This is a genomic window from Pseudomonas aeruginosa (assembly GCF_001457615.1).
GTDB classification, from domain to species: Bacteria; Pseudomonadota; Gammaproteobacteria; order Pseudomonadales; family Pseudomonadaceae; genus Pseudomonas; species Pseudomonas aeruginosa.
In genome coordinates this window covers 3,476,245-3,490,493 of sequence record NZ_LN831024.1, presented here as the reverse complement: position 1 = coordinate 3,490,493, position 14,249 = coordinate 3,476,245, and the positions used below count along the sequence as shown (strand labels likewise).

General features: G+C 68.5%; 13 protein-coding genes. 9 read left to right on the top strand and 4 right to left on the bottom strand.

What is annotated here, in order from left to right; translation table 11 throughout:
• The first annotated feature begins 29 nt into the window (after positions 1 to 29).
• Entirely contained in the window at positions 30 to 857 is an 828-nt protein-coding gene (locus AT700_RS15835; protein ID WP_034072672.1) for a class I SAM-dependent methyltransferase, read from the top strand.
• Positions 858 to 878: 21 nt separating this feature from the next.
• Here AT700_RS15835 and modC read toward each other — a convergent pair whose 3' ends face one another.
• From modC to AT700_RS15815, 4 genes are all read right to left on the bottom strand, one after another.
• Complete coding sequence (modC, locus tag AT700_RS15830) at positions 879 to 1,964, bottom strand: molybdenum ABC transporter ATP-binding protein (RefSeq protein WP_003098212.1); 1,086 nt, start codon at positions 1,962 to 1,964, stop codon at positions 879 to 881.
• A 1-nt stretch (position 1,965) separates the two neighbouring features.
• On the bottom strand, positions 1,966 to 2,652 hold the full coding sequence (gene modB, locus AT700_RS15825; RefSeq protein WP_003088068.1) for a molybdate ABC transporter permease subunit: 687 nt from the start codon (positions 2,650 to 2,652) through the stop codon (positions 1,966 to 1,968).
• A 12-nt stretch (positions 2,653 to 2,664) separates the two neighbouring features.
• A complete protein-coding gene (modA, locus tag AT700_RS15820; protein WP_003117674.1) occupies positions 2,665 to 3,420 on the bottom strand; it encodes a molybdate ABC transporter substrate-binding protein in 756 nt (251 codons plus the stop codon).
• A gap of 114 nt (positions 3,421 to 3,534) precedes the next feature.
• The gene (locus tag AT700_RS15815; protein ID WP_003098214.1) at positions 3,535 to 4,185 is read right to left on the bottom strand and encodes a TetR/AcrR family transcriptional regulator; all 651 of its coding nucleotides are present in this window, start codon (positions 4,183 to 4,185) and stop codon (positions 3,535 to 3,537) included.
• 133 nt (positions 4,186 to 4,318) lie between these two features.
• On the opposite strand from AT700_RS15815, the gene fan1 reads away from it, so the two are divergent.
• The 8 genes from fan1 to lasA all read left to right on the top strand — a co-directional run bounded on the left by fan1 (position 4,319) and on the right by lasA (position 14,205).
• The gene (gene fan1 / locus AT700_RS15810; protein ID WP_016253548.1) at positions 4,319 to 5,998 is read left to right on the top strand and encodes a nuclease Fan1; all 1,680 of its coding nucleotides are present in this window, start codon (positions 4,319 to 4,321) and stop codon (positions 5,996 to 5,998) included.
• Positions 5,991 to 8,267: an ATP-dependent DNA helicase gene (locus AT700_RS15805; RefSeq protein ID WP_003098216.1), complete on the top strand. Its 2,277-nt coding sequence runs from the start codon at positions 5,991 to 5,993 to the stop codon at positions 8,265 to 8,267. The genes fan1 and AT700_RS15805 overlap by 8 nt, the downstream gene beginning before the upstream one ends.
• Positions 8,268 to 8,356: 89 nt before the next feature.
• Positions 8,357 to 8,566 carry a hypothetical protein gene (locus tag AT700_RS15800; protein ID WP_003088087.1) on the top strand — a complete coding sequence of 70 codons (210 nt, stop codon included), beginning with the start codon at positions 8,357 to 8,359 and terminating at the stop codon, positions 8,564 to 8,566.
• A gap of 141 nt (positions 8,567 to 8,707) precedes the next feature.
• Complete coding sequence (locus AT700_RS15795) at positions 8,708 to 9,235, top strand: type VI pilus biosynthesis protein (RefSeq protein ID WP_003113617.1); 528 nt, start codon at positions 8,708 to 8,710, stop codon at positions 9,233 to 9,235.
• Complete coding sequence (gspD, locus tag AT700_RS15790) at positions 9,222 to 11,552, top strand: type II secretion system secretin GspD (protein ID WP_048521139.1); 2,331 nt, start codon at positions 9,222 to 9,224, stop codon at positions 11,550 to 11,552. Before AT700_RS15795 ends, gspD begins: the two co-directional genes overlap by 14 nt.
• 167 nt (positions 11,553 to 11,719) lie before the next feature.
• A complete protein-coding gene (acpP, locus tag AT700_RS15785; RefSeq protein ID WP_003106681.1) occupies positions 11,720 to 11,959 on the top strand; it encodes an acyl carrier protein in 240 nt (79 codons plus the stop codon).
• Between the two features lie 282 nt (positions 11,960 to 12,241).
• Positions 12,242 to 12,667 (top strand): hypothetical protein, encoded by a 426-nt coding sequence (locus AT700_RS15780; protein ID WP_003120217.1) that lies wholly within the window; start codon positions 12,242 to 12,244, stop codon positions 12,665 to 12,667.
• A 281-nt stretch (positions 12,668 to 12,948) separates the two neighbouring features.
• Complete coding sequence (gene lasA / locus AT700_RS15775; protein WP_033888031.1) at positions 12,949 to 14,205, top strand: elastinolytic metalloprotease LasA; 1,257 nt, start codon at positions 12,949 to 12,951, stop codon at positions 14,203 to 14,205.
• Positions 14,206 to 14,249 lie beyond the last annotated feature (44 nt).

Here is a 14,249-nt window from a genome sequence, read left to right as displayed (position 1 = left end):
AGAGGCACGCGTGCCCGCAGGAGGTTTTCATGCCCGGCCACCGCATTACCCTCACCGGAGAAAAGCAGACGCTCCTGATCACCCTCTACGCCAAGGCGCTGGATAGCCGCCTGGACGATTCCATCCTCCATGACCGTTTCGCCGAGGAGGCGGTGCGGCAGATCGACTTCGACTTCTCCAGGGTCGCCCTCGGCAAGGGCAACGAACGGGCCCTGGCCATGCGCTCGCATTACTTCGACCAGGCCTGCCGCGAGTTCCTCGACCACCATCCCGAGGGGCAGGTGCTCAACCTCGGTTGCGGCCTGGACAGCCGTATCTACCGGGTCGACCCGCCGGCCGAGCTGCCCTGGTTCGACCTCGACTATCCGGAAGTCATGGACCTGCGCGAGCGGCTCTACCCGCCGCGCGCCGGCGCCTATCGGGCGCTGCGCCACTCGGTGGACGACGACGGCTGGCTGCAAGGGGTGCCGCGCGAGCGGCCCGCCCTGGTCCTGGCCGAGGGGCTGATGCCTTACCTGCGGGAGTCCCAGGTGCGACGCCTGGTGGAACGCCTGGTCGACCACCTGGGTAGCGGCGAGCTGCTGTTCGACGGCTACGGCCGCCTCGGCATCATGCTGCTGCGCCTGTATCCGCCGCTGCGCGAGACCGGGGCGCAGGTGCATTGGAGCATCGACGACCCGCGCGAACTCGAGCGGTGGCATCCGGCCCTGCGTTTCATCGAGGAGGTCACCGACTATGACCCGCAGGACGTCGCCAAGCTGCCGCAGTCGTCGCGGCTGATGCTGCCGATCTACAACGGCTTCGCCTTCCTGCGGCGGATGGGCCGGCTGATCCGCTACCGTTGGCCCAGGGTCTAGGCGCCGCAGGCGAGGCCGGGGTCAGGCGAGCACCGCCACCGACTTGATCTGCGCCCACAACAGCTGGCCGGGTCGTAGTTGCAACTGGTCCCGCGAGTAACGGGTGATCCGCGCCAGCAGCGGATTGCCGCCGGCATCCAGGCGCACCAGAACGTGGGCCGCGGTGTCGGTATCGACCAATTCCAGGACCCGTACCGGCAGGCGGTTGAGGATGCTGCTCTGGGCGTCGTCGCGCAGGTTCAGGCTGACGTCGCGCGCCTGTACCTTGAAGCGCAGGCGCTTGCCGGGGGCCAGCGGGGCGTGGGCGACGCGCATTTGCAGCGCACTGCCGGGCAGGACCAGGGTCAGCAGGCCGTAGGCCGGGTCGTGGTCGCTGACCGTGCCCTCGATCACCACCCCGGCATCGTCGTCCAGCGCCAGCGGCAGGTCGACTCGCGCCAGGGTTTCGCCGATCGGCCCGCTGGCGCGGACCTTGCCGTTCTCCAGCAGCACCAGGTGATCGGCCAGGCGCGCCACTTCGTCTGGCGAGTGGCTGACATAGAGCACCGGGATGTCCAGTTCCTCGTGCAGGCGCTCGAGATAGGGCAGGATCTCGCCCTTGCGCTTCAGGTCGAGGGATGCCAGAGGCTCGTCCATCAGCAGCAGGCGCGGGCTGGTGAGGAGGGCCCGGGCGATGCCGACGCGTTGCTGCTCGCCGCCGGAGAGGCGTTCCGGCATGCGTTCCAGCAGGTGCTCGATGCCCAGCAGGGCGCAGGCCTGTTCCAGCTCGACGCGGCGTTCGGCGGCGGCGATGCGCTTGAGACCGAAGGCCAGGTTGCGCCGCACCGTCAGGTGGCGGAACAGGTTGGCATCCTGGAACACGTAGCCGAGGGCACGCCGGTGGGGCGCGACGAAGAGGTTGCGGCGGCTGTCCTGCCAGGTCTCGCCGTTGATCGTCACCTCGCCCTCGGCGGCCTTTTCCAGGCCGGCGATACAGCGCAGGCAAGTGCTCTTGCCGGAGCCTGAATGGCCGAACAGAGCGGTCACGCCACGACCGGGAAGAGCCAGGTCGATGTCCAGTTCGAAGCCGGGGTAGGCGCGGCGGAAGCGCAGGCGCAGGCCGTCCATCTCAGGCCCAGCCCGGCCGGCGGCGCCGGCCCGAATAGAGGGCGAGGAGGACGACGAAGGAGAACGCCACCATGCCGCCGGCCAGCCAGTGGGCCTGGGCGTATTCCATGGCTTCGACGTGATCGAATATCTGCACCGAGACCACGCGGGTTTTCTCCGGGATGTTGCCGCCGATCATCAGCACCACGCCGAACTCGCCGACGGTATGGGCGAAGCCGAGGATCGCGGCGGTGACGAAACCCGGCCGGGCCAGCGGCAGGACCACGCTGAAGAAACGGTCGACGGGGCTCGCGCGCAGGGTCGCGGCAGCCTCCAGCGGTTTCTCGCCGATCGCCTCGAAGGCGTTCTGCAACGGTTGCACGACGAAGGGCAGCGAGTAGAACACCGAGCCGACCACCAGGCCGGCGAAGGTGAAGGGCAGGGTGCCGAGACCGAGGCTCTGGGTGAGCTGGCCGATGAAACCGTTGGGACCCATGCTGACCAGCAGGTAGAAGCCGATCACCGTCGGCGGCAGCACCAGCGGCAGGGCCACCACCGCGCCGATCGGCCCCTTCAGCCAGGAGCGGGTGCGCGCCAGCCACCAGGCGATGGGCGTGCCGATCAGCAGCAGGAGGAGGGTGGTGAGCGAAGCCAGCTCGATGGTCAGCCAGATGGCCGCCAGGTCCGTACTGTCGAGTGGCAACGCCATGCAGGTCCCGCCTTAGAGTTCGTAGCCGTAGGACTTGATCAGCGCGGCGGCCTTGGCGCCCTTCAGGTAGTCGACCAGGGCCTTGGCGGCGGCGTTGTCCTTGCCCTTGTTGAGGATGACCGCGTCCTGGCGGATCGGGTCGTGCAGCTCGGCGGGAACGATCCAGGCCGAGCCGGTTGCGACTTTACCATCCTTGTAGATCTGCGACAGGGCGACGAAGCCCAGTTCGGCGTTGCCGCTGGAAACGAACTGGTAGGCCTGGCTGATGTTCTGGCCTTCCACCAGCTTCGGCCCGAGCGTGGCGGCGAGGCCGAGCTTGTCCATCGCCTGGGTGGCGGCGAGGCCGTAGGGCGCGGTCTTCGGGTTGGCGATGGACAGGTGCCTGAAGCTGCCGCTCTTCAGCACCTCGCCCTTGGCGTCGACGTAGCCGGCCTTGGGCGACCAGAGTGCCAGGGTGCCGATGGCATAGGTGAAGCGCGAGCCGGGCACGATCTCGCCTTCCTGCTCCAGTTTCGCCGGAGTGCTGTCGTCGGCGGAGAGGAAAACCTGGAACGGCGCGCCGTTCTTGATCTGCGTATAGAACTGGCCGGTGGCGCCGTAGGCGGCGACCAGCCTGTGCCCGGTGTCTTTCTCGAATTCCTTGGCGATGGCCTGGATCGGCGCGGTGAAGTTGGCCGCGACGGCGACCTGCACCTCGTCGGCGCTGGCGGCCAGGGATACGGCGCTGGCGAGGAGGGCGAGCAATAGCTGGGGCAGGCGGGTGGTCATGGAGTGCTCCTGTGGGGGCGAACGAAGTTGGCGGACGGGGCTGGCGCAAGCTTAGGGGTTCGCTATGGCTTTTGGAATATAGCGCTACGCGGAAATTGATCCGGCGCAAGTCGCTCAGCCGGCCAGCGCGCGGAAACGCCGACGCGGCGCGGCCTCGCCGGGGAGTGCCAGGCAGCCGGCGCAGACCAGGCGGACGATGTTTTCCGCCGCCTGCCGGTAGTCGCTTGCGTCCAGCCCGGCCTGGCCGGTGAGGCGCGCCAGTTGCCAGCCGCCAAGGGCATAGGACTCGGTCATCGCCCACAGGTTGAGCAGCAGGTGGTACGGATCCAGCGGCGCCAGCAGGCCTTCGTCGATCCACTGGCGGATGCGCTCGGCGTTGCGTTCCGCCTGGGCGTCGAGGCGTTCCAGCAGCGGCGCCGGCATGCGCGGCGCGCCGCGCATGATCTCGCAGGAGAAGACCCTGGCCGCGTGCGGCCGCTCGGCGCCGATGCGCATCTTGTTGTCGACGTAGGCGCGTAGCGCCTCGGCGGGCGGCTGGTCGCCGGCGAATGGCCGGGAGGCTTCCAGCAGGGGCTCGACGATGCTGTCCAGCACCGCCTCGTAGAGTTGCGCCTTGGAGCGGTAGTAATAGAGCACGTTGGCCTTCGCCACGCCGGCGCGCTCGGCGACGTCGCTGAGCCGGGCGGCGCTGAAGCCGCAGTCGGCGAAGACTTCGCAGGCGGCGTCGAGGATCAGTTGCAGGTTGCGTTGGCGGATCTTCTTCATCGGGACCGATACGGGGCAGGTTTCGTTGTTAATATTTTTATATAACGAACGCCTTGTGCCTGGATAGTCGTCGTCAGGCCGGCGACGCTTGATCGGATGCGCATTGCCAAGCCGTGGGGGCGCTGGTATCTGTATGCATGAACAGTACCAGGCTCCGCTTCCCGTGAATTCCCCAGCGCTTCCCGAACCCTTCTACTACCTGCACAACTTCCGCGCGGTGCTCGCCTGGATCGGCGAACGCTATGCCGATCTGCTCGACGATCAGGAACGTGCCTTCATCGCCGCGTTCGCCGAGCTGCCCGAGGCCAGCCAGGCCCTGCTGGTGCGCATGGTGATGCGCAAGGGCACGCTGTTCCGCGAAGGCAAGCTGGCCTATGCCGAGATCGGCGACACGCGCGCCGCCGTGCAACCGCTGTTGGCATTGGGCTGGGTGGACGCGCAGCCGACCCTGGAACTGGCGCAACTGTTCGGCTTGCTGAGGAAGGACGAATTGTCGCAGCTGTTCAGGGACCATCTCGGGCGCGCGAACCTGCGCAAGGATGCGTTGCTGGAACGGCTCCAGCCGTTGTTCCCCGAGGCGCGGCGGCTCGCCGAGTGGCAGGCCGACTTCGCCGAACCGGTCTACGAGTTGCGCTGCATGGCGCTCTGCGACCGCTTGCGGTTGATGTATTTCGGCAACCTGTGGCAGGACTGGTCGGAGTTCGTCCTTGCCGACCTGGGTATCTATCGTTACGAAAGCGTCGAGTTTTCCGCCGACTCCCGCGGCTTTCGCCTGCGCGCCGACGTCGACGCCTATCTCCACCTGTTCGACTGCCGCCAGCGCTTCGACCTCGGCGAGCCGCTGGAGGAACTGCTCGCCGGCCTGCCGGGCGAACCCTACGCCAATCCCTGGCTGGAAGGGCGGCGGGTCAAGCTGCTGTTCCAGTTCGCCCAGCACTGCGAAAAGCAGCGGGATTTCGACCTGGCCCAGCGGCTCTATCGCCAATCCAGCCACCCCGGCGCGCGCCTGCGGGCGATTCGCAGCCTGGAACGCGGCGAGCGCTTCGCCGAAGCCCATGCATTGGCGCGGGAGGCCAGCTGTGCGCCGGAAAGCGACGCCGAACGCCAGGGCCTGGCCCGATTGCTGCCGCGCCTGCAAGGCAAGCTCGGCCTGCCGCGACAGGCGCGGGCGGCGGCTCCGGAAATCGACCGCCTGGACCTGTGCCTGGCGTTCCCGAGCGAACCCTGTAGCGTCGAGTGGGCGGTCCGCGAGCACCTGGAAGAGCCCGGTTGCGCGGTGCACTACGTCGAGAACGGCCTGATCAATTCGCTGTTCGGGCTGCTCTGCTGGGAGGCGATCTTCGCCGCCATTCCCGGGGCGTTCTTCCATCCCTTCCACAGCGCGCCGGCGGACCTGCACAGCGCCGACTTCCGCCAGCGCCGCGCCGCCCTGTTCGAGGCCTGCCTGGGACGGCTGGAGGACGGCAGCTACCGCGACGCGATCCGCTGTCGCTACCGCGACAAGTTCGGCCTGCAGTCGCCCTTCGTCTACTGGGAACTGCTTGGCGAGGAACTGCTCGAACAGGCGCTCGATTGCCTGCCGGCGGCCCACCTGCGCGCCTGGTTCGAACGCCTGCTGGAGGATATCCCGGGCAACCGCGCCGGCCTGCCGGACCTGATCCAGTTCTGGCCGGCGCAGCGGCGCTACCGGATGGTCGAGGTCAAGGGACCGGGCGACCGCCTGCAGGACAACCAGTTGCGCTGGCTGCAATTCTGCCGCGAGCGGGAGATGCCGGTGGCGGTCTGCTACGTGCGCTGGCATGTCGATGACTGAGCAGGGCGGCGAGGCGCTGTACCAGGTGGCGGTGCGCGCGCTTTGCGAGTTCAGCGCCAAGCGCGGCGACCTCGACCTGCGCTTCACCCCGTCGCCCAGCGCCCTGGAAGGCATCGCCGGACATACCCTGGTGACCTCCCGGCGCCCCGCTCACTACCAGCGCGAAGTGGCGCTGGACGGACGCTACCGTCACTTGCAGGTGCGCGGCCGGGCGGATGGGTACGATCCGCAGGCGAACTGCCTGGAGGAAATCAAGACCCACCGCGGCGACCTCGCCCTGCAACCGGCCAACCACCGGCACCTGCACTGGGCCCAGGCCAGGGTCTACGGCTGGCTGCTCTGCGCCGAACGGAAGCTGGAGGAAGTCGAACTGGCGCTGGTCTACCTGGAGGTCGGCAGCCAGAAGGAGACCCGCTTCGTCGAGCGGGTGCGGGCCGACGAGCTGCGGCTGTTCTTCGAGAGCCAGTGCCAGGCGTTTCTCGCCTGGGCCGAGCAGGAACTGGCGCACCGCCAGCGGCGCGACCGCGAACTGGCCGCGTTACGCTTTCCCCACGCCGAATTCCGCCACGGCCAGCGGCAACTGGCGGAGGCGGTGTACAAGGCCGCCTCCGCCGGTTGTTGCCTGATGGCCCAGGCGCCGACCGGGATCGGCAAGACCATCGGCACGCTGTTCCCGCAACTCAAGGCGATGCCCGGGCAGCGCCTGGACCGGCTGTTCTTCCTGGCCGCCAAGACCCCGGGCCGGGCCCTCGCGCTGCATGCCCTGCGTAGCCTGGAAGGGGAGACCGGCGGACTGCCGGTGCGGGTGCTGGAACTGGTGGCGCGGGACAAGGCCTGCGAGCACCCGGACAAGGCCTGCCACGGCGAGTCCTGTCCCCTGGCCCAGGGCTTCTACGAACGCCTGCCGGCGGCCCGCGCCGCCGCCGTGGAGGCGCGCTGGCTGGACCAGGCGCGGTTGCGCGAGGTGGCGCTGGCGCACCGGGTCTGTCCCTACTACCTGGGCCAGGAACTGGCGCGCTGGTGCGACCTGGCGGTGGGCGACTACAACTACTACTTCGATCTCGGCGCCATGCTCCATGGCCTGGCCCAGGTCAACCAGTGGCGGGTGGCGGTACTGGTGGACGAGGCGCACAACCTGGTGGAGCGCGGCCGGCGGATGTATTCCGCCGAACTCGACCAGGGCGATTTCCTCGGTGTGCGCAAAACCGCCCCGGAGGCCCTGAGGAAACCGCTGGAGCGCATCCAGCGTGCCTGGAACGAACTGGCCAAGACCCAGGCGGACGACTACCAGGCCTACGACGAGCCTCCGCAGAAGCTGCTCCTGGCCTTGCAGAACGCGGTGGCGGCGATCAACGACCTGCTCGCCGAGCAACCGCAGGCGCTGGAGCCGGCGTTGCAGGAGTTCTACTTCGCGATCCTGCAGTTCGGCCGTCTCGCCGAACTGTTCGGCGAGCATTCGCTGTTCGACATCGAGAAGCGCCCAGGCCGCAACGGCCGCAGCCTGGCCCGGCTGTGCCTGCGCAACGTGGTGCCGGCGGCGTTTCTCGCCGAGCGCTTCGCCGCCAGCCGCTCCACCGTGCTGTTCTCCGCTACCCTCGGGCCGCGCGACTATTACGCCGACCTGCTCGGCCTGCCGGCGGGCACGCCCTGGCTGGAAGTGGACTCGCCATTCAGCGCCGAGCAACTGGAGGTGCACATACAGCGTCGGGTTTCCACGCGCTATGCGCAGCGCCAGGCATCCCTGGCGCCCATCGCAGCGATTCTCGGCGAGCAGTTTCGCCAGCGGCCGGGCAACTACCTGGCCTTCTTCAGCAGCTTCGATTACTTGCAGCAGGCGCTGGACGTCTTCCGCCAGGCATACCCGTGGGTGCCATGCTGGAGCCAGACGCCACGGATGGACGAGGCGGAGCGCCGGGTCTTCCTCGAGCGCTTCGTCGCGGGCGGCGAGGGCATCGGCTTCGCCGTGCTCGGCGGTGCCTTCGGCGAAGGCATCGACCTGCCTGGCGAGCGCCTGATCGGCGCCTTCATCGCCACCCTCGGGTTGCCCCAGGTGAATCCGGTGAACGAGCAGATCCGCCTGCGCATGCAGCGCCTGTTCGGTGACGGCTACGACTACACCTACCTGTATCCGGGACTGCAGAAGGTGGTCCAGGCCGCCGGGAGGGTGATCCGCAGCCGCAGCGATCGCGGCGTGGTGCACCTGATCGACGACCGTTTCGCCCAGGCCAAGGTGCGCCGGTTGCTGCCGGGCTGGTGGCAACTGCGTTGACCCGTGGCGATACGCCGGCAGGTGCTGCCGGACAGCCGGACAGCCATGTATAATCGCGTCCCCACGATTTCCCCCGATCCGGATACGCCATGGCTTCCGCTCCCGACGCTCTTCCCCAGGCCCTTTCCTCCGACGACGCTCCGGCCCAGGCCGCGCCGAGCGACGCCAGCGCGTTGCTGAAGGCCGCCCTGGCGAAGAAGAACCAGGCCCAGCTCTATCCGCAGCGGAAGATCCACGACAAGGGCCAGCGTCCCGGCATGGCGCCGCGCGGTACCCGTCGTTCGATGGGCAAGCGCTGAGGCCTTTCCCGCGCCTGGCGTTTTGTGGGCCAGTTCCCGCCACGAAGGATCAAAGCGGGCAGCCTTAACAGTTTTGCCCTTTCGCGGCCGTAGGCCGCAGCCCCATCCCTTATGCTCGCCGCCCCTGGGCGAGCCGCGTCGATGCAGCGCGCCCGTTTGCCGGAATCCGCCTGCTGCATGTCGCGTCACCTTCCATCGTCTTTCGTTTCCCTGCGCAGCCTGGCCGGGCATGCGCCCGCTGTGCTTTGCGTGCTGCTGCTGGCGTTGCTCAGCGCCAGCCTGGCCAGCCAGACGCGCTCGCTGCGCCGCGAGCTGGCGGAATTGCCCGCCGCAGCGGCCCCGGCGCCGCCAGCCAACCCTTCAGCGGCCCCGCGCGCGGCGTTAGCCGGCTTGTTCGGTGGCGCTCCGTCGCCGCGCGGCGCGACGGCGGGCGAGCGTCTGCAATTGCGCCTGCTGGCCTGCTTCCTGGCGCGTCGCGAGGACCGCTCGGCGGCGCTGATCGCGGTGGCCGGGCGCTCGCAGCGCTTCCTGCCGGGCGCCGAAGTGCGCCCCGGCACCGTGCTGCTGGCGGTTCATCGCGACCATGTGGTGCTGCGCGACCAGGGTTATGAAGAACGTCTGTATTTCCCCAAAGCCGAAGGGGCAGAAACCACCCATGCCACGTTGTAGTACCCGTTCCGCCCAGCGCCTGTCTCCGCTGTTCCTGGTCCTGTCGCTGGCCGTCCTCGGCCTGGCGCCGCCGGTCCATCCGGCACCTGCCGAGACTGCCGCCGCGCAAGAGGAAGAGCAGTGGACGATCAACATGAAGGATGCCGAGATCGGCGACTTCATCGAGCAGGTATCGAGCATCAGCGGCCAGACCTTCGTCGTCGATCCGCGGGTGAAGGGGCGGGTCACGGTGGTATCCCAGGCGCGGCTCAGCCTGGCGGAGGTCTACCAACTATTCCTTTCGGTGCTCGCCACCCACGGCTACGCGGTGCTGCCGCAGGGCGACCAGGCGCGTATCGTGCCGAACATGGAGGCACGCCAGGACGCCGCGCAGAAGACCGTCCGCGATGGGCCGGGCAGCCTGGAGACGCGGGTGGTCCAGGCGCAGCAGACCTCGGTGGCGGAACTGATCCCGATGATCCGGCCGCTGGTCCCGGCCCATGGCCATCTGGCCGCCGTACCGTCGGCCAACGCGCTGATCGTCAGCGACCGCCGCGCCAACATCGAGCGCATCGAGGCGATCGTGCGCAGCCTCGACCGGGCCGGCGAACATGACTACAGCATCTACGACATGCGCCATGCCTGGGTCGCGGAAATCGCCGAGGTGCTCGATCGCAGCGTCACCCCGGCCGCCGGGAAGAGCGCCGCCACCGTCCAGGTCCTTGCCGACAGCCGCAGCAACCGCCTGGTCCTGCTCGGTCCGCCGCAGGCGCGAGCGCGCTTGCTGCGGCTGGCGCAGTCGCTCGACGTCCCCTCGTCGCGGTCGGCGAACAGCCGGGTGATCCGCCTGCGCCATGGCGACGCCAAGACCCTTGCCGCCACCCTCGGGGAGATCGGCGAATCGCTGCACGGCGAGCGAGGCCAGGATGGCCGGGGAAGCGGCAAGCGCGGCCTGCTGGTGCGCGCCGACGAATCGCTGAATGCCCTGGTGATCCTCGCCGACCCGGAGGATGTCGGCCTGCTCGAGGACATCGTCCGCCAGCTCGACGTGCCGCGCGCGCAACTGCTGGTGGAGGCGGCGATCGTCGAGCTGTCCGGCGAGATCGGCGACGCCCTCGGGGTGCAATGGGCGCTGCGTAGCGGGCATGTCGCCGGCGGCGCTGGCTTCGCCGACAGCGGGTTGTCCATCGGCACCCTGCTGGGCGCGTTGCAGGCCGGCAAGCCGCCGGCAGAGCTGCCCGACGGTGCGATAGTCGGCCTCGGCAGTCGCGATTTCGGCGCGCTGGTCACCGCGCTGAGCCGCAATAGCCGCAGCAACCTGCTGTCGACGCCGAGCCTGCTGACCCTGGACAACCAGAAGGCGGAAATCCTGGTCGGCCAGAACGTGCCGTTCCAGACCGGCAGCTACACCACCAGCGCCAGCGGTTCGAGCAATCCGTTCACCACTGTCGAGCGCAAGGATATCGGGGTGACCCTCAAGGTCACGCCGCACATCGGCGAGGACCGCATGCTGCGCCTGGAGATCGAGCAGGAAATATCCTCCATCGCGCCAACCGCCACCCTGGCGGCGAAGGCGGTGGACCTGGTGACCAACAAGCGCTCGATCAAGAGCACCGTACTGGCCGACGACGGCCAGGTCATCGTCCTCGGCGGACTGATCCAGGACGACCTGCTGCGCAGCGATTCGCGGGTACCGCTGCTGGGCGACATCCCCGGCGTCGGCCGGCTGTTCCGCTCGTCCCGCGAGACCCGGGTGAAGCGCAACCTGATGGTCTTCCTGCGCCCGAGCATCGTCCGCGATGCCGCCGGCCTGGAGCGCATCAGCCATGGCCGTTACCGTTCCATCCAGTTGCTGCGCGGTGTCGCCGGCGAACCGGCGCGCCCGCTGTTTGAGGATGCCGGCGCCATCGACCTGCGTCCCGCCGCCCAGGTCGCACCGGCACCTATTGGCTCGCCGCGCAGCTATCCGGCTCCAGCCCCGGTGCTGATGGAGAAGCCGCGCCTGGCGGACCCGGCGTCCCTGGGCGACGGTCGCGGCGGCGAGGTACCGGAGGTTCGCCAGGGCACGCACGCGCCGCAGCCGCCGTCACCCCAGCGCTACGCCGTGCGATTGGTCGAGGGCAGCAGCGAAGCCTTCATGCGCGCGCTGATCGAGCGGCATCCGGGTCTGTCGTTGCGTTTGCGCCGCGAACTGCGCGATGGCCAGGAGCTGTTCGCGGTGGAACGGGGCGACTACCTCGACCCGGAGCAGGCACGCCGGGCCCTGGCGGAACTGCCCGAAAGCCTGCCGCGAGCGAAGGCGCGGGTGATTGCGCATACGCCGGGAAGCGCCCTGTGACGGACTTCGAATCCTCGCGTCGCGCTCCGTCCACCGGATTGTCCGGCGCGCTGCGGCGGCCGCGCTCCAGCGCAGCGCCACTGCCAGATCTGGCAGTTGTCGCTGGCGGGGACGGAGGCTTTAGTAGCCGCACTTTTTTCCAGGGCCGGGCAGTGGGACCGCAATGCATGGACGACATCGAGACCAGAGTGAGGAAACTGGTAGCCGCCCGGTTCGGCGTGGAGGAATGCGACATCCGGCTGGACAGCGACTTCCGTAACGACTTCGGTGCCGAGTCGCTCGAGGTAGTCGAACTGGTCATGGCCCTGGAAGCGGAGTTCGGCGTCGAGATCGCCGATGACGATGCGGAACGGATCGAGACCGTGCGCCAGGCCATCGACTATCTCGAGGAAGCCGTGCCGACCTGACTCCCCCTGGACCACCGGCCGATGCCGTGGTCATTCCCTGCGAAACGCTGTGCGCCACCTCCCGCCCGTGCCGGCGGCAAGGTGCGCGACGTCCCGCGCTTCGATTACGCCGGATCGTCCAGCCCGCCCCGGGCCGATCCGGCTTTTTTTTGCCCGCCGCCGCGATTGCGAGGCGGCCGCCGTCGGTTGGATTTCCTGAATCTTCCCGCGCCTCGCCGGTCGACCGAACAAGGGCAGCGTGCCATTCCCGGCGCGTGCCCGCCATTCGTAACGGAGGTCGTCATGGCTACACGACGGAAAACAACACCCCAGGAAATCGATGATATCCAGGACCGCATGGGTTCGATGCGCGAGCTCGATTTCGACGAGCGCCGCCAGGCGCGTAAGGCGCGGATCGGCGACGAGCGGCCCGAGGCCGAGGTGGAGGCCGAATTTTCCTCGCGGCGGGTACGCGAGGCGGGCCACGCTGGCGGGCAGCCGGACGAGGACGATGGTTACCAGGATAACGTCGGCATGGACGATCTGGCGCCGGAAACCCTGATCGACGAAAGCGGCGCCCGCTCGCCGGCCGAGCGCGGCGGCGAATCGCCCGCGGACAAGCGCCTGAGGGTCGTGCATGGCAACGAGATCGGAGCCGGCCACGGCCTCGACGAGGCCGAGCTGGCGCGTCGTGATCCGCTCGACGGTTCCTCCGACGAGGAACGCTGAGCGCGCAGACTGTATCGAAGTATTTCCGACGCCTGGCGTTCTGTGATCGATTCGGCTCGGTTGGAGTGCGCTGCCGCACGCTTTACAGCCGGACGGAGCGGGGCACCGGATCTACTGCAAAAGCTGATAGTTGTCTTCCCGGGTGACGGCGTTGCACGGTCCTGCGGCGTGCAACCCGGCCTGGGCGAAATACCGGCGGAGCGGACCAGGCTATCCCGTCGGAGGCGATGTCGCCGGGCTGCTGGCTTTCAAGGTTTCCCTTCGATGACCAGGAGCTACCCATGCAGCACAAAAGATCCCGCGCGATGGCGAGTTCGCGCTCGCCGTTCCTCTTCGTCTTGCTGGCGCTCGCCGTGGGCGGTACGGCCAATGCCCATGACGATGGCCTGCCGGCCTTCCGCTATTCGGCGGAGTTACTCGGCCAGTTGCAACTGCCCAGCGTGGCCCTGCCGCTGAATGACGACCTGTTCCTCTACGGTCGCGACGCCGAGGCGTTCGACCTCGAGGCCTACCTGGCGGTGAATGCGCCGGCGCTGCGCGACAAGAGCGAATACTTGGAGCACTGGAGCGGCTACTACAGCATCAACCCGAAAGTGTTGTTGACCCTGATGGCCATGCAGTCCGGGCCGTTGGGGGCGCCGGACGAGCGCGCCTTGGCGGCGCCGCTGGGGCGGCTGTCGGCGAAACGCGGCTTCGATGCCCAGGTACGCGACGTGTTGCAGCAGTTGTCGCGGCGCTACTACGGTTTCGAGGAATACCAGTTGCGCCAGGCGGCTGCGCGCAAGGCCGTCGGCGAGGACGGCCTGAACGCGGCATCGGCCGCGCTGCTCGGTCTGTTGCGAGAGGGGGCGAAGGCCTCCGCCGTGCAAGGCGGCAATCCGCTCGGCGCCTACGCGCAGACCTTCCAGCGCCTGTTCGGCACCCCGGCCGCGGAACTCCTGCAGCCGCGCAACCGCGTGGCCCGGCAACTCCAGGCGAAGGCCGCGCTGGCGCCGCCATCCAACCTGATGCAATTGCCCTGGCGCCAGGGCTATTCCTGGCAGCCCAACGGAGCGCATTCGAACACCGGCTCGGGCTATCCGTACTCGTCCTTCGATGCGTCCTACGACTGGCCGCGCTGGGGCAGTGCGACCTACAGCGTGGTCGCCGCCCACGCCGGTACGGTACGGGTGCTGTCGCGCTGCCAGGTACGGGTGACCCACCCCAGCGGCTGGGCGACCAACTACTACCATATGGACCAGATCCAGGTGAGCAACGGCCAGCAGGTCAGCGCCGACACCAAGCTCGGCGTCTATGCCGGCAACATCAACACCGCGCTCTGCGAGGGTGGCAGCTCCACCGGACCGCACCTGCATTTCTCGCTGCTCTACAACGGCGCCTTCGTTTCCCTGCAGGGCGCCAGCTTCGGTCCGTACCGGATCAACGTCGGCACCAGCAACTACGACAACGACTGTCGCCGCTACTATTTCTACAACCAGAGCGCCGGCACCACCCATTGCGCTTTCCGTCCGTTGTACAACCCCGGCCTGGCGCTCTGAGTCGGCGCGGGGCCCGGCTCCAGCCGGGCTCCGCCGCGAGCGAA

Coding starts and splice junctions, on each gene's coding strand:
- AT700_RS15815 (WP_003098214.1), bottom strand. CDS start 4,185: ATGAAGAAGATCCGCCAACGCAACCTGCAACTGATCCTCGACGCCGCC.
- AT700_RS15805 (WP_003098216.1), top strand. CDS start 5,991: ATGACTGAGCAGGGCGGCGAGGCGCTGTACCAGGTGGCGGTGCGCGCG.
- lasA (WP_033888031.1), top strand. CDS start 12,949: ATGCAGCACAAAAGATCCCGCGCGATGGCGAGTTCGCGCTCGCCGTTC.
- AT700_RS15780 (WP_003120217.1), top strand. CDS start 12,242: ATGGCTACACGACGGAAAACAACACCCCAGGAAATCGATGATATCCAG.
- modB (WP_003088068.1), bottom strand. CDS start 2,652: ATGGCGTTGCCACTCGACAGTACGGACCTGGCGGCCATCTGGCTGACC.
- acpP (WP_003106681.1), top strand. CDS start 11,720: ATGGACGACATCGAGACCAGAGTGAGGAAACTGGTAGCCGCCCGGTTC.
- AT700_RS15795 (WP_003113617.1), top strand. CDS start 8,708: ATGCAGCGCGCCCGTTTGCCGGAATCCGCCTGCTGCATGTCGCGTCAC.
- AT700_RS15835 (WP_034072672.1), top strand. CDS start 30: ATGCCCGGCCACCGCATTACCCTCACCGGAGAAAAGCAGACGCTCCTG.
- modA (WP_003117674.1), bottom strand. CDS start 3,420: ATGACCACCCGCCTGCCCCAGCTATTGCTCGCCCTCCTCGCCAGCGCC.
- AT700_RS15800 (WP_003088087.1), top strand. CDS start 8,357: ATGGCTTCCGCTCCCGACGCTCTTCCCCAGGCCCTTTCCTCCGACGAC.
- modC (WP_003098212.1), bottom strand. CDS start 1,964: ATGGACGGCCTGCGCCTGCGCTTCCGCCGCGCCTACCCCGGCTTCGAA.
- gspD (WP_048521139.1), top strand. CDS start 9,222: ATGCCACGTTGTAGTACCCGTTCCGCCCAGCGCCTGTCTCCGCTGTTC.
- fan1 (WP_016253548.1), top strand. CDS start 4,319: ATGCATGAACAGTACCAGGCTCCGCTTCCCGTGAATTCCCCAGCGCTT.